The sequence below is a fragment of the Streptomyces sp. NPDC005551 genome (assembly GCF_042871785.1).
In the GTDB taxonomy this organism is placed as follows: Bacteria; Actinomycetota; Actinomycetes; order Streptomycetales; family Streptomycetaceae; genus Streptomyces.
This window is the reverse complement of the sequence record NZ_JBIAJE010000001.1, coordinates 779,516-801,269: the sequence shown is the minus strand read 5'-3', so window position 1 is coordinate 801,269 and position 21,754 is coordinate 779,516. Positions and strand designations below refer to the sequence as shown.

Genomic DNA, 21,754 nt, shown 5'->3' with positions numbered 1-21,754 from the left:
CCGGACCTGCCCACTCTCAGCCGTGTCGGTCAGCGCAAACTATCCACGCGCAACGGGACGCACCGAACGACACGCCCTGCCCGCGATTAACCGTATTTGAAGGGACCGCGACGACGGCGCGACGACGCCGGCCGACGAACGCACGCCCTGCCGGCCACCGGGCAGCGCGGGTCCGGGACCATCCGGACAGCGGCTGTCAGGCCTCCGCCGCCTCCGCGTAGACCTGCGAGAGCTGCGGGACGCCGTGCACCGCCCAGTCCAGGCCCGCCTCGACGACCGGGATCTCCCGGCCCGACGCGAGGCGCACCGCGGGGCTGCCGCCGGGCCACACGTGCCAGGAGGCGCCGGGGACCGTCCGCACGACGACCGAGCCGAGGTAGAGGCCCGCGTCGTTCGCCAGCCAGGGCAGCGCCTCCGGGTCGTCCCGCCAGCGGGGCAGGAGCTGGTCCAGGGCGGTCAACGAGGCCGGGGAGTCGTCCAGTTCGAGTCCGGCCATGGCGGCTTGGGAGCGGAGCAGCTCGCACTCCGAGAGCAGCTCGGCCACGCCCTCGGGGTCGTCCTCGAAAGCCGCGGCGAGCACCTGACCGCGCCCCGCGAGGTGCCGCCTGCGCCACCTGTCCAGGAAGGGGATGTCCATCACCTGTCCATCACCGGCCTCTCCATCGGGGAACGTCCGCCGACGGGCCCGCGTTCCCGGCATGTCCACGAATGTATCGTGCGGCAGTTGATCACGGAATGATCCACCTTGACCGCGCCGTCATGGGCCGGGGAGCGGCTCGGCGCAGGACGGCCGCCGGCAGGTCGCCGCCCAGCGCCGACGCCCCGTGCCCTCGGACGCACGCTCGCCCGCTCTCGGTGCGTGCCGGGCCCATGGGCCTTGTCCGCGGCGACCTGACACCAGGTGAGTTCACGGCTCGTTCGGACGCGGCTCATTGACGCGTACCCGCCGCCTCCCTAGCTTCATGGTGCACCTGTCACCCCGTCGGTCACCGCTCAGGGAGGAACCGGGATGCGCCGATGTCTCTGGGGAGCGGCCGTGATCCTCGGTCTGTCGCTCGCCGCCACGCCCGTCGCGTACGCCGAGTCCGCGGCCCCCGCCCGGGCCCCGCAAGCCGGTCCGCTGCCCCTGGAGCGGCTCTTCGACAACACCGCGGTCAGCGACGACGCACGGCCGGGTGAAGCCGACTTCGACGGTTTTGGACGCTCCCTGTCGGCGCGCGACCTGACGGCCGCGGGCTGGACGCCCGGCCGCGCGCTGACGGTCCAGGGCGCCCGGCTGACCTGGCCGCGCCGCGCGGCGGGCGAGCCCGACAACGTGCGCGCCGACGGACAGGCGGTGCGGCTGCGAGGCCGCGGGGACGCGCTCGCGTTCCTCGTCGCCGGCACCGGCGGCGGTGACGTGAGCGGCACGGGCGCGGTCCGGTACGCGAACGGCTCCGCGTCCTCGTACCGGCTGACGGCCCCGGACTGGCGCACCGGCCCGCTCGCCACCAAGGCCGTGGCGCTTCCGCACCTCAACACGCCCGGCGGCCGGCTCGCCGAGAAGGCGCGCCTGTACGTCGTCACGGTGCCGCTCGCGCGGGGCCGCGAGGTCGCCTCCGTGCGGCTCCCCCGGAACCGGGGACTGCACGTGTTCGCGCTCGCGGTGCGTCCCTCGACGCGGGCCTGGACGGGCACTTGGGCCGCAGCGACCTCCGGCTACCAGGCCGTCGGTCCCTGGACGGACCGGACGCTGCGCCTGGTGGTGCACACCTCGGTGGGCGGGTCGCGCCTGCGGGTCCGGCTCGACAACACCTTCGCGTCCGCACCGGTGGACATCGGTGGTGCGACGGTGGCCGTCCAGGCGGCGGGCGCGCGTCCGGCCGCCGCGCCCGTCCCGCTGTCCTTCCGGGGGGCGGCCGGGACCACCGTCCCCGCGGGCGCCCAGGCGTTCAGCGATCCCGTGGGCTTCGACGTGCCCGCGGACGCCGGTCTGCTCGTCAGCTTCCATCTGCCGGGGACGGTGACGGCGGCGCCGGTGCACCGGCTCGCGGTGCAGCGCTCGTACGTCAGCGAGCCCGGCGACCACGCCGGCGACTCGGCGCCCGACGCGTACACGTCCACGATCACCAGCTGGCCGCTGCTGACCGGTGTGGACGTGGGCGGCGGCCCCGGTTCCGTGGTGGTGCTCGGCGACTCCGTCACCGACGGGGAGAAGTCGGCGCCCGACGCCGACCGGCGCTGGCCCGACCTGCTCGCCGACCGGATCCGCGCCTCCTCCGCCGTCCCCCGCTACGGCGTCCTCAACCAGGGCGTGTCGGCGAACCGCGTGGTCACCGACCGCTACCCCGGCGACGGGGTCTCCACCGACAGCGGCGGGGTGAGCGCCCTGCACCGGCTCGACCGTGATGTCCTCGCCCAGACCTCGGCCCGTACGGCGGTCGTCTTCCAGGGCGTCAACGACGTGCGCTGGGGCGCGTTGGCGGACCAGGTGACCGCGGGCCTGCGCGAGATCGCGGACCGCGCCCACGCCCGCGGGATCCGGGTCCTCGCCGCGACGATCGCGCCCTGCGAGGGCGAGGCCCTGTGCACCGCGGCGGCGGACGCGCAGCGGGTCGCGGTGAACGCGTGGATCCGGGACAACGACGAGTTCGACGCGGTCCTGGACTTCGACGCGGTGCTGCGGGATCCGGACCACCCGGCGCGGCTGCGTCCCGCCTACGACAGCGGGGATCATCTGCATCCGGGGGACGCGGGGCTGGCGGCGCTGGCGGATTCCGTGGATCTGGGGCTGCTGGCGCCCTAGGTGTATGGCCCTGTGAGGTCGGGGACGCGGGTCGGCGGGGCCGCTTCCCCGCGTGTCCCCGGCGGTTACACGTCCAGGTCCACCACGACCGGCGCGTGGTCCGAGGCGCCCTTGCCCTTGCGCTCCTCACGGTCCACGTAGGCGTCGGTGACGGCCTTGGAGAAGGCCTCGTTGCCGTAGACGAGGTCGATGCGCATGCCGCGGTTCTTGGGGAAGGCGAGCTGGCGGTAGTCCCAGTAGGTGAACGGCTGCTCGTACTTGAGGGGGCGCGGGACCACGTCCGAGAGACCGGTCTCGCGCAGGGAGGCGAGGGCGGCGCGCTCGGCCGGGGTGACATGGGTGACGCCCTCGAACGCGGCGACGTCGAAGACGTCGTCGTCCGTCGGCGCGACGTTGTAGTCCCCGAGGACCGCGAACGGGCGGCTGCCCGCCGCGTCGCCCGCGACCGCCGCCCTCAGCGCCTCGAGCCACTGGAGCTTGTACGCGTAGTGCGGGTGGCCGACCTCGCGTCCGTTCGGCACGTACACCGACCAGACGCGGGCCGGGCCGCAGGTCGCGGAGACGGCGCGGGGCTCCTGCACGCCCTCGTAGCCCGGGTCGCCGGGCAGGCCCGTGACCACGTCCTCCAGGCCCACGCGGGAGAGCACCGCCACTCCGTTCCACCGGCCCGTGGCGTGCACCGCCGACTCGTAGCCCAGCTCGCGCAGCTGGTCGGCCGGGAAGGCCTCGAGGGTCGTCTTGGTCTCCTGGATGCACAGCACGTCGGTGCCGCTGCTCTCCAGCCAGGCCAGCAGCCTCGGGAGTCGGGCGGTGATCGAATTCACGTTCCAGGTGGCGATGCGCATGCCGTCCAACCTACCGGGCGGGTACGACAACGCGGTCGCTCAGACCTGCGCGGACGCTCCCGGTGCCAGCCGCAGGTGTTCCGAGCCGCCCAGGCTGCCGATCTGGTTGTCGTAGATCGGCCGGGCGAGGTCGGTGAGCAGGGCGTCGTGGATGTCGTACGCGCGCTGCGGCTTCACCTCCCGGACGTAGTCGATGACCTCGGAGATCTTGCTCCAGGGGGCCATGACCGGCAGCATCAGCGTCTCGACGCTCCGGTCGGGCACGGTGAGGGCGTCGCCGGGGTGGAAGACCCGGCCGCCGTCGATCAGGTAGCCCACGTTGGTGACGCGCGGGATGTCCGGGTGGATCACCGCGTGCAGTTCGCCGTGCACCTGCACGTCGAAACCCGCGGCGGTGAAGGTGTCCCCGTGGCCGACGGTGTGCACCCGGCCCGGGAAGGCGGCGGAGATCTTCTCCGCGACGGACTTCAGGGTCCAGATCGCGGCGGCCGGGTTGGCCTCCATGGCGGCCCGCAGCCGCTCCTCGCTGAAGTGGTCCGGGTGCTCGTGGGTCACGAGGATCGCGTCCGCGCCGGCCGCGGCGTCCTCCTCGCTGAACACACCCGGATCGAGGACGAGCGTCCGCCCGTCCTTCTCGAGACGGATGCAGGCGTGCGACTTCTTCGTGAGCTTCATGCGTCCATCCTGCCTCCGTCGGCACGCCGAGGGGCCGCGCAGGGGTGCTCCCGGCACCCACATGCACCGGCACCCGGCACCCGGCACCCGGCTCGGTCCTGCGGCACCGGGGAGAGCGCGGCCGCGTGCCGGTCCGCGCGGCGGCCCGCGGCGGCCCGGGCGCTCACTCCTGGGGAGTGGTCTCCTCCCGGATGACCTGCTGCGCCACCTTGAAGGCGCTGTTCGCGGCCGGGACACCGCAGTACACGGCGGCCTGGAGCAGCACTTCCTTGATCTCGTCCGGGGTGAGGCCGTTGCGGAGGGCGGCGCGGGTGTGGAAGACGAGCTCGTCGAGGTGGCCGCCCGCGACCAGCGCGGTGAGCGTGACACAGCTGCGGGTGCGCCGGTCCAGGCCGGGACGGTCCCAGATCTCGCCCCACGCGTACCGGGTGACGAACTCCTGGAAGTCCCCGGAGAACGCGTCCGCGGAGGCCAGCGCCCGGTCGACGTGCGCGTCGCCGAGCACCTCGCGGCGGACCTTGATCCCGGCGTCGTAGGGATCGGGCCGGCCCAGCGCCTCGGGCTGCGCGACGGCGGGCGCGATCTCGGCGACGGGCGCCACCGGTGCGGGCGGGGCCGGCACCGGCTGTGCCGGGGCCGCCGCGACCGCCGTCTGGCCGGTCGCCGCGTCGAAGGCGTTCTGCCAGGCGGTGGAGAAGTGCCGTACGAGCAGGTCCGTGACGGCGGCGGGCTGTTCCACCGGCACCAGGTGCGAGGCGCCGGGTACGACGGCCAGCCGGGCGTCCGGGATGCCGGCGACCAGGGTGCGCGCCTCGGCGGGCCCGGTGACCCGGTCCTCGGAGCCGACCAGGACGAGCGTCGGCACCCCGATACGGCCGAGCTCGGCACGGACGTCGAACGCGGCGAGGGCCTCGCAGGCCGCGATGTAGCAGCCCGGGTCGGTGGTCCGCACCATCTGCACGGCCCATTCGGTGATCGCGGGCTGGGCGGCGGCGAACCCGCCCGTGAACCACCGCTCCGGGGCGGAGCGCGCGATCGGCTCGAGCCCGTTCGTCCGTACGATCACACCGCGCCGACGGAACTCGTCGGCCGTACCGAAGCGGGGCGAGGCCGCGATCACGGCGAGGGAGGCGAGCCGCTGCGGGTGGCGCAGCGCCAGCTCGACGCCGACCGCGCCGCCGAACGCGCAGCCCGCGTACCCGAACCGCTGGACGCCGAGCGCGTCGAGGGTGGCGAGCAGCCGCCCGGCCACCTCGGTGACGGAACCGGTCGGATACGCCGGCGCGCCGCCGTGCCCGGGGAGGTCGTACCGGAAGACCCGCCAGTGCTGCACGAGCTCCGGGATCTGCCGGTCCCACATGTGCCATGTGGTACCCAGTGAGGGACCGAGGATCAGGACCGGGGCGTCTTCCGGCCCGTCGAAGCGGTATTGCAGGGTGTTCATCGGTGTCTCACTCACCCGCCTGAGCCTCTCATCTGTCACGGACGCCCCTATAACAGGGGTTCGGTAGAGACCGACTTGACGAGGTTGAACACCTCGCGGGCGGCATATCGCTCGAGGCTACGGATGATCTCACGACGGGTTTTGCCCTCCTGGGTGCGGCGCTCGTAGTACGCCTGGTTGCGGGGATCGACGCGCAGCCCGATGAGCCCTCGATGGGGCTGACTCCGCACAAAGCGGCGAAGGACGCCTCGGTGTTCAGCCGCTCTGGGTTGTCTCCCATGGTGATCAGGGGAGTGACGGCGCTGTCCGGGCCGATGCCCACCGGCATGGCAGCTGACCAGCGTGGCGTTCGACGAGCCGGGTCGGGCGCCGCTTCAGCTCGTCGATCTGTGATCTGTGCGGTGAGTTGCTCGTCGATCGCCTGGGTGCGCGCCTTGACCGCGGAGTCCTTGGCGAGTTTGAACATCCGGGCGCTGTTCACCGGACCGTCGCGCCCGGCGCACCGTCCCCCGCTTTCGGGCCCAGCCGAGCAGGTCGACGGTAGCCGGATGCCGTGGCCGGAAAGGACTCGGTACCCAGAACCTTCCCCAGCGGGGAGACCACGGCGGCAGCATGCACTCGCTGTGCGTGTCCGCGCCCAGGACGACCTCGCCCCGAACGGGAGGATCCGTGCTGGAGGAAGTGCTGTGACGTCGGGTCGTCATGATGGTTCGCCTCCCGCGCAGTGACGTGCAGGGTGGATGGCACCGCCCTGCTCGGGCGGTCTGAACCGTGATGGCGCCTAGTGCTCGGCAAGGCCCCTACTGGGACACGCCCTGTGGCTCGGTACGAGTAGGCGCTTTCCCGCAACAACAGTCGACACGCTTGCGACTGGACACTTCAGTCATACATGCCATGAGTCAGACCCTCGTCCGGGACGGCACCGCGCAACCGTCCCGCTGATCCCGGCACAACAGCCTGACCCGACCACAGCCGGACGGCCTCGTCCGAACCGGCGGCCTGACGGGCTGACGGGCTGACATACGATCCGCTGCTTGTCGCGGGCTGGATCTCCTGGCGGGCGATACCCACGGACTTCCCTGACTGGGGCCGGGTCTACGCCTTCTTCCGCCGCTGGCGCGAGCACGGGCTGATCACGGAGTTCCACGACCGGCTGCGCGGACGGGTGCGTGAGCGGGAGGGCCGTGAGGCGGAGCCGACGGCCGGGATCATTGATGCGCAGTCGGTGAAGGCCGCAGCCTCGGTGCCGTCCGTCTCACGCGGCTACGACGGCGGGAGGAAGGGGGCGGCCGCAAGCGGCACATCGTGACCGACTGCCTCGGCCTGCTCCTGCTCGTCGCGGTCACCGCCGCGAACATCGGCGACCGCGACGCCGCGACGGGCCTGCTGACCCGGCTGCGACGCCTGCACCGTGACATCTGCCTGGTCTGGGCCGACGGCGGCCTCGTCGACTGGTGCCGGGACAAACTCGCGCTCACCCTCAAGGTCGTCAAGCGCACCGACGACATGACAGTGTTCGTGGTGCTGCCCCGGCGCTGGGTGGCAGAGCGCACGTTCGCGTGGCTGATGCATTCGCGCTGCCTGGCCCGGGACTACGAGAAGTTGCCGACCAGCAGCGAGGCGATGATCCGGTGGTCGATGGTCACCCGGATGAGCCGTCGCCTGGCACGGCCACGGTGCACGGCCACGGGTCGCCGGCCGGCGCTGAACATCCCCGACGCCTCCTGCACGAGCCACCCGCGGTCCGCCGGGCGGTTGCTGGACGCGGACCGGCCGACCACGGCACCCAGATGATCTCCGCCTACGAACATCTGGGGCCCATGCTGTGGCGCCAGTCGGCCCGTTGGTTGCAGACACCGAAGCGGTTGGTCGGACAACAGGGCGAAAGTCCGATGCCACTCACGCAACCGCGAAATCCTCCGGGACAGATACGCCGGCGTCGTTGGCCGCTACAAGAACATCTTGCTTCACCGCCGGGCTGTGGTCCGTTTGCGAAAGCAGATCGAAGATGGACGCTCCGGTCGCTCCGATGAGACACCCTGTCACTGCTCCGGCATATGCCGCAGCCGTCACTGCTGCCGCTTCTGCCGCAATCGTGCCGAGCCCCGAGAATCCGGCCGCCTCGAGGGCTACCAGCGTGACCTCCATTCCCCCCGCCGCCTCCGCGGCATGGTGGAATTTCTCAAGGAAATCCAGAACTCCCTCGGCTGAGTCCAACGCCTCCGTCGGCGTGGGCAAGCCGGAACTGTGCATGCAGAACGTAAATTCATTGTCGAAGCTCATGGCGTCTCCCTTACGTCCGTACCCAAGGTGGCTCGGCCAGTTCGACAAGGCCAAGAAAGTCATGATCAGGGGGCCACCAGAAGTCAAGTGGCCGTCGGTTTAGGCCTTAACCTTCAGCCTTGGGATGATCATGACGGGGTCCCTGGATCAAGCATCGGTTCAGGCCCATCGATTACTCGTCAGACGGCACTGCCAATCCGGCGATTCCCGTGACGGCGGGCCTGTTCCCCTACTTCCGCCTTCAGGTTTTGCAGTACAGCGTTCCAAGGTTGGGAGCATTCTGCGCACCGGCTGCGGCCGTAGTTGCAGGTCACAGAACACGCGATCTGTGAGTCGATGCGTTGATGGACTGGGTTGGTGGCCCACGGGATCTGTACGGTCTTCGGTGTAACTTCCGATCATGGAAGTAGCACCCGATGAGCGACGTGACTGTCTCTGCCGAGGCGGTTGAAGAGGTCCGGCCAGCCGAGTTGCCGGCGGACCTGCTGGACGAGCAGTTGATCGGGCAGTTGGTCGACCCGGCCCGCGCGACCGGCTTGCAGCTGACCGGCGAGGGCGGGCTGCTGCAGCAGCGGCACCGCTTGGAGGTCTGACCCGGCAGCTGACCGGCACCTGGGTTGTCCTTGCTTGGAATTGTCGAAGCCGCGGTCGGCTACGTGCTCGCCGTCCCGAAGTCCCAGCCGGTGCCCCGCTTCGGCCGGATCGACTATCTCTTCAGCCAGGCGCCGGATCAGGCATGGGAGCAACGTTCGTGCGGCGACGGCGCCAAGGGCCCGCGCGTCTATGACTGGACGGCCGTCCAGCTCCCGGTGATCGAGGACTTCGACGGTGAGCGGCCGACCCATCACCGTTGGGCGCTGGCCCGGCGCAGTATCAGCAGGCCCGAACAGACCGCCTACTACCTCGCATACGCGCCGGTGGGCGCCGACGTCGACCGGCTCGTGCGCGTTGCCGGGCGCCGGTGGGCGATCGAGGAATGCTTCCAGGCCGCGACGAACGAGTGCGGCCCGGACCAGTACGAAGTCCGCCGCTACGTCGGCTGGATGAGGCACATCACCCTGGCGATGCTCGCGCATGCCTTTCGCGCGGCTACGGCGGCACAGGCGGCGGCAAAGGGGGATGCAGAAACGGTTCCACCCTGGTTCCGCTCACCGTGGCAGAAGTCCGCCAGCTCCTGGCAACTGGCCTCGCCCGCCACTTCGCATCCATGCGCTGAGATAGTTGCGATGGCGGCGAAGGCGCCAGGCCGTCGCCCGGCACTGTCACAACCGACGACGATGTCATTCGTTGGAAGGCCGGTTTGGCAAGACCGCCCTGACATGCCAGCAGCCAACTACACTCCCGACGATGCCTCTGACCAGGCCAGATAGCGAACCGTTGCCGGAGTACTAAGTTCGGTCAGTGGACGCGACTCTTCAGCTCTTCCACTTCACGGCGCAGTCGCTCTAGCTCTCGGCGTACCGATTCGGCGTCTTCGTGTCGACCGTTCTCCTCTAGACACGTGATGAGGGTCGACAAGGCCACGAGCAGGGCCGCCCACGAGAGCCACATCCTCAGTGCCAGCAAGGGTTCGAGCGGAGGAGCGACAGCCCCAAACGCTACCCCCGGGGTCGATGCCACGGCGTTGCCCAGGGCGACCGCGGTCGCGACTTTCTGCAGTTCACAAGCCATGCCGTGTTCCCCTCACGCGTTGTCGCCGTCCAAGGAAACCCCAAGCTCGGACAGATAGCCCTCAGCGGTTCCGTCGGAGCCGTGGGCCCCCACAATCGCCATGCCTGGCAGGTCGCTCACATCGATCGACTGGTCTTCGCTCGGTTCGGGGCCCTCGAGCACCGCCCACGTCGCATCGTCGACGACACCGGTCGCTTCGAGGCCCACACACGACTGGAAGAACTTAACCGCTGCAGCCGTCGCGTCATCGAAGAAGCCTCCCCCGGCGCCGCCCTCGAGACATCCGACAGCGAGCAGATCCTCTTGGAGTCGCGACACGGCCTCGCCTTGGTCCCCAGCCTGCAAGAAAGGCTGTTCAAACGGCACCTGCACCACCTCAATCCAATCGAGTGATTCTCACATCATTTCTGCTGTCCCCATAGGTGTCGACCCGCTCGTTATTCGAACCCTAAACCGATCACCGTCCAGCGCATGGTTGGGAGCGCCCTGGACAAGTCCACGTGCCGTGCCAGTAGCGGGTGCCAAGCTGCCGACATTGAAGGAGCTGCCCAGCCCAGTGGCATTGGTGCCGGTGACCTCGCGGACGGTTACATTGAATGTCGGAAGGCTGACTCAGACTGTCGCCATGACGTGCCTCCCTCGTCTCGACTCCAGAGTCCGGCAGCCTGCCCCGCGTTGCAACATGAGACGTCCCGATCCAAAGTGAAGTTGTGGGTCGTGTCCTTCGCACGAATGAGAACCTCATGGGAGAAGACACGCACCTTACGCCCACGCACCACGAGCTAGGCCACGGATTTCCCTGAGGTGTCGCCGTCCTGGGGCGCATGCTCCCTCGAAGACCGCCAGCATCAAGATCTATGGCGTCTCTTACACCGCAGAGCAAGCCAAGCAAGAGGGTTGAACTATCGTCTTTTGAGCGCCAGACCTGCGAGGATCCCGGTGCAGCCACCGGATCAGCGTTCGCGCCTTCGCTGGAGGACAGACATGGGACAGCAGTTGAAGATCCCATTCGTGAGCGGGATGAAGGTTGGCCTAGGCTTCGATCTGCTGACCGGCAGCCCATCGAGCGCCCGGGTCATCCAGAACCCGCAGGCCAGTCCGCCACAGACTGGCGGCGGGCAGACCGTCACGACGACCTTCCGCCTGGTGCAGGAGACCAACTCGCTCCAGGAGGCCTTGGGACTGTCCGCCGCAGTGTCCGGCAGCTACGCGGGTTTCTCCGCGACGGCGAAGATGCAGTTCGCGAACCAGTGCGCGGTAACGCAGTACTGCCTGTACGCGGTGCTGGCGGTGGAGGTAATCAACTCCTGTGTGACGGTGGACGCGCCGGCTCTCGTTCCGGACGCGACCGACCTGCTGACCACCAGGAAGACGGATATTTTCCGTGAGCGCTTCGGCAACCGATACATCTCCGGCCTGAAATCCGGTGGTGAGTACTACGCCGTATACCACGTGCAGAGTTTCGACGAGCAGGAGCGCACTGACGTTGCGGCGCAAATCTCGGCGAGCTTCCACAACCCCGCCTTGCGGGCCAATCTAAACGCTGCCGTCGAGAGCATGAAGTCCACCTCGCGCAACGAGCTGAACGTGAACGTCTTCGTCTACTCGGCCGGCGGGATCAGTGAGACGGAGACGGAGCTGTCAGAGATGATCGAGAAGGCTCACAAGTTCCCGAACCTGGTCTCTGGCGGCCAAGCTATTCCCTACCAGGTCCTCCTCGACGAGTACAATGGGTTGAAACTCCCGGGTGACAATCTGAATTTCTTCGATCAGGAGCAACAGACCGAGTGCCTCCTCTTCAATTCCCGGCTGCTGAACGACTTCACGACGCTGGTCAACGATATCGACTTTATCCGCAAGCACCTCGATCGATTCCACAATCCGGACGGGTCACCGCCGGACGACGTGGCCCTGCAGCAGGCCCGTCAGCAGTGCCTGGCCATCGTCGACCAGTTGACCAGGGCCATCTCCGACTGCACCCGGGATGCCTCCACCTGTGTGCACTTCACCCAGTCACCCGAGGACTTCACAAATCGGCTGCCGATCCTGCGCGAACCCCGGCCGGGTCTGCAGCGGGTTCCGCGCCTGATCGGGACGAGGGCCGTAATCCCCGACCACCCCCTTTCGTTCACGAAGAACCAGGTGGTCGTGGACCTCCTGGGCGAGCAGGGGTTCTACTTCATCATCGACAATCCTGAGGTACTGCACTTCGGGGTGCTGGGCTCAGACCCGCTGCCCGACGCGGGCACCATCGTCGGACAGACTCCCCCGGAGGGCACGTCTGTTCCGCGCGGCAGCGTACTGCACGTCAGAGTGTCCCCACTGCAGGAAAATCCCGGACCGACGGAATAGTCGAGCGAGGCGACGATGGCGGCGCAGACAGAGATCCCGTTCCTGGACGGAATGAAGGTAGGCCTGGGCTACGACGTGCTGACCGGCGTAGCGACCAAGAGCCCGGCGGTGACGGGCACGTCGCTGACGGCGCCAGCGCAGGCCGGCGGGCAGACCGTGACGAAAACCCTGCAGATCGCGCAGGAGTCGAGCGTCCTGCATAAGGCACTGGGCATCTCCGTCGACGTGAGTGCGGGGAGCATGTTTGGTGATGCCAGCGCGAAGTTCAAGTTCGCCAGCGACATCGCGGTGAACAGCTTCTCGCTCTACGTGGTGGTGGGCGTGCAGGTCTCCAACGCGACCCGGACGCTGGACAACCCGGTGCTGTCTGAGGAGGCTGCAGACCTCTTGCGCAAACACAAGACCGCCCGTTTCCGCGACCGGTTCGGGGACCGGTTCATCCACGGGATCAAAACCGGGGGCGAGTACTTCGCGATCTACAAGGTGGAGAGCCTGGACACGACGGAACGCACGTCGATCGCGGGGGAGATTCATGCCCGCGCAGGCGTACCCGGTGTCGCGGGCGGCTCGCTCGACGCCGCCATCTCCTCGAAGATCGCCGCCTCCAAGAGCAAGCTCGACGTGAGCGTCTACGTCTTCCAAGCTGGTGGCTCCAATACAGGGACCGAGACCACCCTCGACGCGATCATGCAGAAGGCTCGCGTGTTCCCGACCCTGGTCGGAGTCGACCAGGGCGTGCCGTACTCGATGCTGGTGCACGACTATAGGGAACTGAAGCTCCCCGGCGACGAGCTCACGTTCATCGACGTGCAGAACCAGCAGGACGTGCTGACCTTCAATGCGAGCCTGCTGAACGGGTTCAGCACCGTCATCAACGACATCGACTTCGTCCGCAAGAACATCGACCAGTTCAAGAACGCGGATGGCAGCAACGTCGATGACGCGGTGCTGGCCAAGGCGCGTAAGGACTGCTTGCAGCAGGTGGATGCGATCCGGTTGCAGATGTCGAAGTGCTCCAACGATGCCACCACGTGCATGCGCGTCCAGTCCGCTCCGGAGGACTTCGCGCGCCTGCTCCCGAAGATCGCAGATTCCACCCAGGTCACGGTCCCGAATCTGGCGGAGCAATTCCCGATCAACGGTCTTCTCCCACCGGTGCCATTCCCGATCCTCGGTTTCGATACCCCGGTCCCGGCGAACCCCAGCTTCTCCGCCCCGTTTACCGACGAGCCGATCGTCCTCGCGGGCGAGTTCGGAAACCTCGCGTATGTCGCTGACCTCGCCGCCGACGACATCCATCCACCACCGTTCTTCGGTGGGGGACTCTTCGTTAAGGCGCAGGACCCGCCAGGCGGGTCGGTGGTGTCGAAGGGGTCCACAGTCAAGCTAGCGCTGCGAATCGGCGACACGGCGCCGTGAGGCCGTCCGTACCACCGGCGGTCCGGACTGCCGAAGTTCGTAAGCGCAGTAGAATACGGCAACCTTGAGAAGACTCGGTGCGGCGTTCCCAGCGGACGGCGAGGCGTGAAGTGGACGAGACGCACTGCGGCAACGGCGCATCCTGCCCGTCATCTCACGCAAGGGATCACCAAACATCAAGGGCATCGGCAAGTTCCGCTACGTCGTCGAGCAGACTTTCGCCCTGCTCCACCAGCCTCATCTGCTGGAGACGCCTCAAGAAGGCCCGATCATGATCGTGTTACGAGCTCTTCGTGCGGTATACCAAGAAGCAGTAGAGCCAACCACTCGTGCTGGGCCGGGTCATTGTCGGCTTCGATTCGTAGGCGTCGGGGCCTGTCGGCGCATTCAATGTGAAGACCGAGGCGGCTGCGCGGTGAACGGTTCGGCCGTCCCGTGGTCGTTGCCGACGCGCAGGGTGAGGGAGGCGTCGGCTTCCCCGGCCGCGCGGAAGCCGTGCAGCTGGTCGAGTGCGGCGGCGCCGCCCGCCCCAGCGATGAGCCGTAGCGCTCCCCTGGCCTCGACGGCGGCGAGCTGGTAGGTGTCGCCGAGCAGGCGCACCACCGCGGCCGCCGCGTCGGCGGGGAGTTCGTCGAGCAGCGGGCTTCTCATGGGCCGCACGGCTTGCGGGCAGCTGCGGCTGTCCCGGTTGGTTCCGCAGCACCTGCGGCGATCAGCCGACTGTTTTCGACCATCAGCCGCTGGTTGACGTTGCGGAGGGCCTGCATGGCGGTCTCTGCCTGGCGGCTGGCCGCGAGTGCTGCGTCCCGTTGCTCGCGTAGTTCCTGAATCTCCGCATCCCGCAGCGGGCGGGCGTCCAGGCCGTCGCGGAGGCGGGCGCCCAATTCGTGGGCGCGCAGCGTGCGCAGCTCGTTCTGGACCTCGTGAAGGGTTCGTTGCAGGACTGCGTTCTGTTCAAGCAGCATGCGGTTCTCGACTTCGAGGGCCGCCTCCCTGCGGGCGGTCGCTGCTGCCGCCGCCCGCGGCCCGTCTTGGACGAGGTGGGCGCGGACGGTCTCGGCTTCCGCTTTGAGGTCGCGGTGGCGTTGAAGGTACTGCGGGTTGACGGCGGCCCGCCGGGTGATCTCCGCGTCGGAGAGGGCCTGGCGGCTCCTGCGCATCGCGGCCAGGACGTCGAGAACCCGCTGTCGGCACTGTTCACTGTCGGCACGGCGCCGCTGAACGGCGGCCGCCCTGCCGGCATCGAGGACTTCGACCCGGCTGGCGGGGATCGTCGCCCGGCCTGGCTGCTTGCGCGGGGTAGCCGATCGTGTCATCCGGTCGTCCCTTCGGTGACGATCGGGTCGACGGTCGGCTGGTCCAGACGCTGCCGTCCGGCCAGAACCGCCGCTACGGGGACGACGGTGAGGAACCGGTCCCTGGTGTGGAGCCAGGACTCCACCGTGGCCCGTTCTTCGCGGGTGAGGGAGTCGACGTCGGCTTCGCATTTGCCGACGAGTTCGTCGATCTGTTGGATCTCCCGGCGCAGCAGTTCTAGGTTTGCCGCGCTCAAGGGGCCTGCGGTGAGCACGCCGCCGTAGGCGCTCTCCAGCGCGGCGAGCTGCTCCGCCTTCCCAGCGCGGAGTTGGCGCAGCTCGGGCAGGTGGGTGAAGTCGGTGGTGTAGAAGGTGCAGGAGAAGCAGCGGTTGTACACCGGGCAGCCGTGCCCGTCGGCGCGAACGTTGTTCATCTCGTGGCAGCGTCCCGCGGGGACGGGCACCGAGCCGACGCCCGCGCGGATCCGGTCGGCGAGGTCGTCGTCGGGGGTACGTGCGCGGATGCGGCCGCCGGTGAGGTCGAACTGGTACCTGGCGGCGATGGCGCGCACCGCTTCCACCCGCCGGGGGTGCGAGGGCCGGTAGTAGACCTGCGTGGTGGAGGGGTCCTGGTGGGCCATGAGGACTTGCAGGATGTCGAGCGGGACGCCGGCGTCGGCGCGGAGCTGGGCGTAGGTGTGCCGGAAGGCGTAGGGGAACACCCGTGCCTGGTCGAAGGGCTTGCCGCGCTCGTCGGTCACGGTGAACTGGTCGAGCCAGGTCTGAAGCCAGTAGCCGATCGTGCTGCTGTCGTACGGTCGCTCGCCGAGCGCGTTGGCACGGGAGCGGCGGGGAGTGGGAAAGAGCACCATGCGGGTGGAGCGGGGCCGGCCGTCTTCGTGGAACGGGTGCGGGCACTCGCGCCGCAGGTGGTCCTGCTGGCGGGTGATGACCTCGGCGTCGCTGGGGTGGAGCGGGAGTTTGTGCCGCCGGCGGACCTTCTGCATCCAGTACGCGAGGAAGGGGTAGGACCGGCGGCGCACCGTCCCGTCCGGGTCCTCCACCTCGATGTCGTGCCACTCCAGGCAGTCGAACTCCAGGTGGCGAAGCTCCCACGGCCGCCGGCCCACGCGCATGGCCAGCTCGACGCAGTTGCGGCGGCTCCCGGCCGGCAGCAGGGCGAGATTGCGCTCGTCCATGAGCTGGAAGAAGACCTGTTCGGGCAGGGCGTCCTGGGAGCGGCCCTCCAGCTCGCTGGCCGTGTCGTCCCGCTCCGGGTAGGGCGGCACGTCCATCTCCAGCAGATGGACGTCCGCAGCATGATTGTCCGCGAGCCATGTCCTGCCATGTTCGAGGACCTCACGCAGCACCTTCACCAGCTCGTAGTGGCGCACGGGCGTGACCAGCAACGGTCTGGCGCCTTGGCGGGATGGCAGGAGGCGCTCTGCGACGATCTGCCGTACCGGGTCGTCCTCGTTGACGAGCTGGTAGTCGCTGGTGTCTCGGGCTCGGTGCGTGAGCCAGCGCAGGTAGGTGAGCATGCCGTCGCGGCCTACGTCGCCCGGCCTTCGGCCCTCGCCGGGCAGGGAGCGCAGGAACAGCGCGAACCACCGCGACGCGTAGCCGACGGTCATTAACCGTGCCGAGGAGGCGCCGGCGGCGGCGAGGTGGTGCAGGTACTGCTGGGCGAGGTGCGTGACCCAGGGGGCGTGGACGTCTTGCAGATCGACGCTTCCGCCCTTGTAGCGGGGGTTGAGGATGTGCAGCCTGACCAGGGGTCGGGTGTGCTCCCTCGCGGGGTCGGCTTCCAGGAGCGGCAGGGTCCGCTGCCAGAGCCGCAGATACGTCGTCTTCGCGCCCTTGGACGGCAGTTCCGCGGCGGTCAGGTCGTTGACCGTGTGGTCGCACAGCCAGCGCACCGCCGACTTGACCTGTGCGGGGTTGATCCGGCCGCCCTGACGGAGCTGGGCCTCGTACCCGCGCAGCACCTGCGCCACGACCGTCGGCGCAAGATCGGCGAGCGGCACCACGTCGATGGATGTGTAGACCGCGGTTGCCGTCAGAGCCCAAGCCTCGCGGTCGGGCGTCCCCGCGTTGGACCACTGCCGCTGGTGAGGCAGGCACAGTCGGCTCCGCCGTACCACGGCCATGCGTGGGCACACGCGGACCAGGCACTTCCCGAAGCCCGGACGAGGCTCGCGGCCCCGGGCGAGGTACTCCTCGACGGTCAGCCGGAGTACTCGGCGCTCGGAGGCACAGCTCTTGCACAGGCCATGGACTTCTGCGGCGCGGTCGCAGCCCACCCTGCACCGATACTCGGCGTAGGTGCGGCGGGCGAGCGGCACGGGTGCGTTTGCGCTCCATCTGTCGATGTCGTCCGGGGCGCCAGCCTCCTGCCAGTCGGATGCGCAGCGGTGGCACAGCCAGGGCCAGCTCGTGGCCGGCCGCTCGCAATCGGTGTGCCGGCAGCGGCGCAGCGAGTGCCAGTCGGCGCCCAGGGGGAAGCGCAGCTGGAGCGGGGACCGGTCGAGGCCGTGCCGGGCCAAGTAGTCCCAGGCCGGTTCCCATCCGGCCGCGGGAGCTGGAGCGGGCAGAGGTGCAGAAGTCGTCATCTTGGTCCGAAGATCTTGTCGTTCACGGCCCGTGCGGCGTGGGCGACCCGGGCGTCGGAAGGGTTGCGGTACACGTTCTGGCTCGTCACGTCACGGTGGCCGAGCAGGCGCTGGAGGACGTCGCACGCGACGTCGAGGTCGGCTGCGGTCTCGCCGAAGGTGTGCCGCAGCATGTGCGGATGGATGTGCCGGATGCCGGCGTCCCGGGCGAGATCCGATACAAGGTCCTGAACCCGCCGCGTTCCGAGGACCTGCCCGCCCGGCTCTCCCGTGGGGCCCGGGAACGACACGAAGGCCCAAACGGCGTTGCCCGCCCCGGGGATGGTGAGGCGTTCGCGCATCCAGTCGGCGTAGAGCATCACCACGGGTTGTGGCACGGGAACGATAACGGTGCCGCGGTTCTTGTTCGCCGCCCCGCGTGGGTGACCGTCACGCTTCTCCAGGTGCAGGTGAGGGCCCAGGCTGTAGGGACAGCCCGGGACGGTACTGCCGGCCGGGACAAGGTGAATGTCCTCGCGGAGCAGGCCGACGACCTGGCCGACGCGCAGCGCGCACGCGCCGAGCAGGGCGACCATGCAGCGGTCGCGGGCGGTCTTCGTGGCATGTAGGAGTGCGGCGAACTCCTCGTGGCTGGCGGCCGGTGCCCGGCCGGAAGCGTGGCTCGGTCGCGGATCCACGCGGATGCGCGGTTCCAGGACGAGTTTTCTCGTGGCCGGGTGCGGAGCGGTGATGAACAGGGCGTCGACCACCTTCGCGCTGATTCGGCGGAGGTCGGCCAGGTGCAGGTAGAAGCCGTGGATTGCCGCGAGGGCGGGGGCGAGCGTGGAGTCCTGTGGGAGCTGCCCCTGGCCGCGGCCGCTCGTCAGCCGGTGTGTGGTCCTCAGCTTCATCAGGTAGCGCGGGAGCTCGGCAGCCGCGTGCTCCCGCGACAGACTGTGCTCGCCGCACCAGGCGTGGAAGCGCTTGAGGTGACCGGCGTACGTCTTCGTGGTCGATTCCGCGCGGGCCCGGCCGAAGCGCAGGTGGCAGAGGAAGCCGTCCACGTCCTCGACGACCGTCAAGGTGGGCCCGGCAAGAACCGTCCAGTAGGCCAACGTGTCAGTGACCTCGACCCGGAGGATCTCGGCGGTTGGCCTGTCCACAATGAACACCAACGGAATGTAGCAGCTCAATTACTCAACGAAGTATCCGATGTTGGGGCCGGGCGCGAGTGCATCAAAGAGCGCAGGGATGATTCGCCTCACTGGACCGCCTGCTCGCGAACGGTACGAGTCAGTCGATGCTCAGACGCGATTCGCAGAAGTCATCAATGTAAGGATCGCGCTGGCGGGGAAGCACCGCAACCCGGCATCTGACCCAACAGCCCTGCAGGGAATCGGGCATCGGGCCATCGCGTCGGCGCATCTCGTGGAGGGCAACGTCAGCGACGCGGTGCGCCACTATTGCGCGTTCCGCCAGTTGGTTGAACAAGGAACTGGGCGTCGAGCCCTCGGCTCAGTTCGCGGACTCGCCACGGGGCCGGGACGGACATCGAATTTCTGCCAAGAACTCCCCCGCTTCACACTGGAATACAACGAAGGGTCGACCCGTCTACGGGTGGAGCGCGGCGAGAACGCCCATGTTTCGCTGTCGGCCAGCACGGGATCGATCACCGGCCCCTCCGCGAGCATCGGCCTGAAAGGTCAGGCCTGAAGCTGACCGCCGCACACCACCCGCGCCGATCGGAAAGCCGACGACTCACCCGCGAATCCACGCCGAACTGGCCCGACACCTGAACGCATCGATCGTTCGAGGGATCCACCCGCGACAGTTCAGGAATCGTTGAGCGGATTCCTGCCGCCGTCCGCGAGCGATGGCCTCGCCACCCGGACGGCGTAGCCAGGTCACCACACAGAGTGCGGAATAGCGATTTGTCCTCTTATGGTGATCACGGATCGTGAGCAGCATCGGAAGGGGCCAGCGTGCCGGTCAACGTCACATACCCGGGTGTCTACGTCGACGAGGTCAAGAGTGCCGTCAAGACGATCACAGGCGTGCCCACCGCCGTAGCCGCCTTCGTCGGTCACGCGCCCCGCGGCCCGGTCGACCGGCCCGTACACATTACCGGCTGGGCCGACTACGAGGCCGTCTTCGGCGGCTTGCGGACGAACTGCCCGCTCAGCTACGCGGTCTACCAGTTCTATCTCAACGGCGGCAGTGAAGCCGAGATCGTCAGGGTGGTGCAGGACGACAAGACCGTCCAGCTGCCCCTCAGCACGAGCACGACCCCACGCGCGAAGAAGTCCGTCGGGGCCTCACCCCCGCCCGCCCCCGCAGCGAGCGGTGAGGGCAGTCAGTCCTCCAGCGGCACCAGGGAGGACGACTCCTCCGGCGAGGACAAACAGAGCGGCCGAGGCGGGCACGAGCCCAGCGGTGACGCCAAGGGTTCCTCGGCAGCCGGCTCGTCGGGGAGCGCATCCGCCAACGGTCCGGCCTTGCGCGCCGCCTCCCCGGGACGGTGGGCGCGCAACCTGCGCGCCCACGTCGACTGGGACACCGCCGAAGGGAAGGATCTCTCGGAACCGCAGCGCAAGTTATTCAATCTGACGGTCCGTGACCTGGATACAGGCGTGGAGGAGCGCTACCTCAACGTCAGTATCGAGCCGCACAGTCCCCGCAACCTCGCGCACCTGCTGGAGTCCTCGCGTCTCGTGCGCGTCGAGACCCCGAGCGCTCCCATCACGGCGGTGCCGCCGAAGAACGATGTTCCGGAGAACGGAGCGGATCCCTTCACGTTCATCCCCCAAGGCGGGAGGGCAGGGCAGCCGCCGTTCTGCTATGCCCCTGCCGGAGGCGGTCGGGACGACGAGGACGAACGGCCGCGGACACTGGACCCGTACCTGGGCGATAAAGCTGCCAAGACCGGCCTCAACCAGCTGCTGAAGACCGACATCTTCAACATGCTGTGCCTGCCCGACAGCCACTGGCTCGACGAACAGTTGCAGGCCACGGGCGGTGGTGTGCAGGCACTGCGGGAGGCGGCGCTGCAGTTGTGCGTCGAACGGCGGGCCCTTCTGCTGGTCGACCCGCCCTCGTTGTGGACCGGTGGGCCGGCCGGCGGCGATTCCAACGCCGATGTCGTGGACACCGTCCTGAAGAAGATGACGGAGTTGGAGGCGCTGGGTGAGGCCGGCAAGAACGCCGCGGTGTACTACCCCCGAGTGATCGCGCCCGATCCGCTACTCGACGGTGCCCTCAGGCCCTTCTCGCCCTGCGGGGTGATGGCCGGCGTGCTCGCCCGGACCGACGTCCAGCGCGGAGTCTGGAAGGCCCCTGCCGGTACGGATGCCTCGCTGAGCGGCGTCAGTGAACTCGAAGTGCCGCTGACGGATCTGGAGATCGGGCGGCTAAACCCGGTCGGCGTCAACTGCCTGCGGCGGCTGCCCGCAGCCGGTCCCGTCGCCTGGGGCGCGCGCACCCTGCGCGGCGCCGACCGCCTCGCCAGCGAATGGAAGTACCTCCCGGTGCGCAGGCTGGCGCTCTTCATCGAGGAAAGTCTGTTCCGGGGCACGCACTGGGTGGTGTTCGAGCCGAACGACGAGCCGCTGTGGGCCTCGGTCCGGCTGAACATCGGCGCCTTCATGAACTCCCTCTTCCGAGCAGGCGCGTTCCAGGGCCGGACGCCCCAGGACGCCTATCTCGTGAAGTGCGACAAGGACACAAACCCGCAGAACGACATCGATCGCGGCATCGTCAACATCCAGGTGGGCTTCGCTCCGCTCAAGCCCGCGGAGTTCGTGATCGTGCACATCCAACAGCTCGCCGGCCAGATCCAGGTCTAGGTCGAGATCCAGCTCCAGGAGGACGACCAATGCCTGAAGTCAAGCGCCGGGACCCGTACAAGAACTTCCGGTTCCGGGTGAAGTTCAGCGGGGAGACCGACTACATCGCGGGAATCAGCAAGGTCAGTGGGCTGAAGCGCACCACAGAGGTCATTCGGCATCGCGACGGCGGAGACCCCGGCACCAGCCGAAAACTTCCCGGCCGGACGGAATACGAGGCCATCACCTTCGAACGCGGCTGCACTGTCGACACCGCCTTCGAGGAATGGGCCAACCGCGTCTGGAGCCTCAAGAACTCGGCGGGCGGGCTTGAGACTTCGCTGAAGGACTTCCGGCGCGACCTCATCATCGACGTCTTCGACGAGGGCGGGCAGCAGGTGCTGTGCTACTCCGTCCACGACTGCTGGGTGTCCCAGTATCAGGGACTGCCCGAACTCGACGCCGGATCCAACGGCGTGGCCTTCGAGCACATCCAGGTGGAGCACCACGGCTGGGTACGGGAGCACACCAACCCGCCGCAGGAACCGCAGTTCTCAGACACTGCGGGGTGAG

21 protein-coding genes are annotated in these 21,754 nt (G+C 68.6%); 9 read left to right on the top strand and 12 right to left on the bottom strand.

Annotated elements, in window-relative coordinates; genetic code table 11:
• Window positions 1–196: 196 nt before the first annotated feature.
• Entirely contained in the window at window positions 197–637 is a 441-nt protein-coding gene (locus ACFYP4_RS03540) for a DUF6278 family protein (RefSeq protein ID WP_358851527.1), read from the bottom strand.
• A 372-nt stretch (window positions 638–1,009) separates the two neighbouring features.
• On the opposite strand from ACFYP4_RS03540, the gene ACFYP4_RS03535 reads away from it, so the two are divergent.
• Complete coding sequence (locus ACFYP4_RS03535) at window positions 1,010–2,785, top strand: SGNH/GDSL hydrolase family protein (protein ID WP_388782443.1); 1,776 nt, start codon at window positions 1,010–1,012, stop codon at window positions 2,783–2,785.
• A gap of 65 nt (window positions 2,786–2,850) precedes the next feature.
• Here ACFYP4_RS03535 and ACFYP4_RS03530 read toward each other — a convergent pair whose 3' ends face one another.
• The 4 genes from ACFYP4_RS03530 to ACFYP4_RS03515 all read right to left on the bottom strand — a co-directional run bounded on the left by ACFYP4_RS03530 (window position 2,851) and on the right by ACFYP4_RS03515 (window position 6,029).
• A complete protein-coding gene (locus tag ACFYP4_RS03530) occupies window positions 2,851–3,630 on the bottom strand; it encodes an exodeoxyribonuclease III (protein WP_358851529.1) in 780 nt (259 codons plus the stop codon).
• 39 nt (window positions 3,631–3,669) lie between these two features.
• Window positions 3,670–4,305, bottom strand: coding sequence for an MBL fold metallo-hydrolase (locus ACFYP4_RS03525; RefSeq protein WP_358851530.1), 636 nt, complete (start codon window positions 4,303–4,305; stop codon window positions 3,670–3,672).
• A gap of 163 nt (window positions 4,306–4,468) precedes the next feature.
• On the bottom strand, window positions 4,469–5,764 hold the full coding sequence (gene pcaC, locus ACFYP4_RS03520; RefSeq protein WP_388782439.1) for a 4-carboxymuconolactone decarboxylase: 1,296 nt from the start codon (window positions 5,762–5,764) through the stop codon (window positions 4,469–4,471).
• A 13-nt stretch (window positions 5,765–5,777) separates the two neighbouring features.
• Window positions 5,778–6,029, bottom strand: coding sequence for a hypothetical protein (locus ACFYP4_RS03515; protein ID WP_388782704.1), 252 nt, complete (start codon window positions 6,027–6,029; stop codon window positions 5,778–5,780).
• Between the two features lie 1,025 nt (window positions 6,030–7,054).
• Here ACFYP4_RS03515 and ACFYP4_RS03510 point away from each other — a divergent pair.
• Window positions 7,055–7,543 carry a transposase gene (locus tag ACFYP4_RS03510; protein ID WP_388782436.1) on the top strand — a complete coding sequence of 163 codons (489 nt, stop codon included), beginning with the start codon at window positions 7,055–7,057 and terminating at the stop codon, window positions 7,541–7,543.
• 105 nt (window positions 7,544–7,648) lie between these two features.
• On the opposite strand, the gene ACFYP4_RS03505 is transcribed toward ACFYP4_RS03510, so the two are convergent.
• The gene (locus ACFYP4_RS03505; RefSeq protein ID WP_388782433.1) at window positions 7,649–8,032 is read right to left on the bottom strand and encodes a hypothetical protein; all 384 of its coding nucleotides are present in this window, start codon (window positions 8,030–8,032) and stop codon (window positions 7,649–7,651) included.
• A 416-nt stretch (window positions 8,033–8,448) separates the two neighbouring features.
• On the opposite strand from ACFYP4_RS03505, the gene ACFYP4_RS03500 reads away from it, so the two are divergent.
• Both ACFYP4_RS03500 and ACFYP4_RS03495 read left to right on the top strand, forming a co-directional pair.
• Entirely contained in the window at window positions 8,449–8,625 is a 177-nt protein-coding gene (locus ACFYP4_RS03500) for a hypothetical protein (RefSeq protein ID WP_388782430.1), read from the top strand.
• Between the two features lie 30 nt (window positions 8,626–8,655).
• Complete coding sequence (locus ACFYP4_RS03495; RefSeq protein ID WP_388782428.1) at window positions 8,656–9,402, top strand: hypothetical protein; 747 nt, start codon at window positions 8,656–8,658, stop codon at window positions 9,400–9,402.
• Window positions 9,403–9,430: 28 nt separating this feature from the next.
• Here ACFYP4_RS03495 and ACFYP4_RS03490 read toward each other — a convergent pair whose 3' ends face one another.
• Window positions 9,431–9,703: a hypothetical protein gene (locus ACFYP4_RS03490; protein ID WP_388782425.1), complete on the bottom strand. Its 273-nt coding sequence runs from the start codon at window positions 9,701–9,703 to the stop codon at window positions 9,431–9,433.
• Between the two features lie 12 nt (window positions 9,704–9,715).
• Window positions 9,716–10,069 carry a peptidoglycan-binding protein gene (locus ACFYP4_RS03485; RefSeq protein WP_388782423.1) on the bottom strand — a complete coding sequence of 118 codons (354 nt, stop codon included), beginning with the start codon at window positions 10,067–10,069 and terminating at the stop codon, window positions 9,716–9,718.
• 618 nt (window positions 10,070–10,687) lie between these two features.
• Here ACFYP4_RS03485 and ACFYP4_RS03480 point away from each other — a divergent pair.
• Window positions 10,688–12,055 carry a PASTA domain-containing protein gene (locus tag ACFYP4_RS03480; protein WP_388782420.1) on the top strand — a complete coding sequence of 456 codons (1,368 nt, stop codon included), beginning with the start codon at window positions 10,688–10,690 and terminating at the stop codon, window positions 12,053–12,055.
• A 15-nt stretch (window positions 12,056–12,070) separates the two neighbouring features.
• The gene (locus ACFYP4_RS03475) at window positions 12,071–13,474 is read left to right on the top strand and encodes a hypothetical protein (RefSeq protein ID WP_388782417.1); all 1,404 of its coding nucleotides are present in this window, start codon (window positions 12,071–12,073) and stop codon (window positions 13,472–13,474) included.
• A gap of 387 nt (window positions 13,475–13,861) precedes the next feature.
• Here the strand turns inward: ACFYP4_RS03475 and ACFYP4_RS03470 are convergent, their stop codons facing one another.
• From ACFYP4_RS03470 to ACFYP4_RS03455, 4 genes are read right to left on the bottom strand one after another with little or no spacing between them, the layout of a single operon-like run.
• On the bottom strand, window positions 13,862–14,125 hold the full coding sequence (locus tag ACFYP4_RS03470; protein ID WP_388782414.1) for an AAA family ATPase: 264 nt from the start codon (window positions 14,123–14,125) through the stop codon (window positions 13,862–13,864).
• Window positions 14,122–14,790, bottom strand: a complete 669-nt coding sequence (locus ACFYP4_RS03465; RefSeq protein ID WP_388782412.1) for a hypothetical protein — start codon at window positions 14,788–14,790, stop codon at window positions 14,122–14,124. Before ACFYP4_RS03465 ends, ACFYP4_RS03470 begins: the two co-directional genes overlap by 4 nt.
• Complete coding sequence (locus tag ACFYP4_RS03460) at window positions 14,787–17,381, bottom strand: tyrosine-type recombinase/integrase (RefSeq protein WP_388782409.1); 2,595 nt, start codon at window positions 17,379–17,381, stop codon at window positions 14,787–14,789. The genes ACFYP4_RS03465 and ACFYP4_RS03460 overlap by 4 nt, the downstream gene beginning before the upstream one ends.
• Complete coding sequence (locus ACFYP4_RS03455) at window positions 17,378–18,532, bottom strand: tyrosine-type recombinase/integrase (protein WP_388782406.1); 1,155 nt, start codon at window positions 18,530–18,532, stop codon at window positions 17,378–17,380. Before ACFYP4_RS03455 ends, ACFYP4_RS03460 begins: the two co-directional genes overlap by 4 nt.
• A 79-nt stretch (window positions 18,533–18,611) precedes the next feature.
• On the opposite strand from ACFYP4_RS03455, the gene ACFYP4_RS03450 reads away from it, so the two are divergent.
• The 3 genes from ACFYP4_RS03450 to ACFYP4_RS03440 all read left to right on the top strand — a co-directional run bounded on the left by ACFYP4_RS03450 (window position 18,612) and on the right by ACFYP4_RS03440 (window position 21,753).
• Complete coding sequence (locus ACFYP4_RS03450; RefSeq protein WP_388782403.1) at window positions 18,612–19,073, top strand: hypothetical protein; 462 nt, start codon at window positions 18,612–18,614, stop codon at window positions 19,071–19,073.
• Between the two features lie 269 nt (window positions 19,074–19,342).
• Window positions 19,343–21,202: a phage tail sheath family protein gene (locus tag ACFYP4_RS03445; RefSeq protein WP_388782400.1), complete on the top strand. Its 1,860-nt coding sequence runs from the start codon at window positions 19,343–19,345 to the stop codon at window positions 21,200–21,202.
• 29 nt (window positions 21,203–21,231) lie between these two features.
• Window positions 21,232–21,753 carry a phage tail protein gene (locus tag ACFYP4_RS03440; RefSeq protein ID WP_388782397.1) on the top strand — a complete coding sequence of 174 codons (522 nt, stop codon included), beginning with the start codon at window positions 21,232–21,234 and terminating at the stop codon, window positions 21,751–21,753.
• The last annotated feature ends 1 nt before the right edge of the window (window position 21,754 follow it).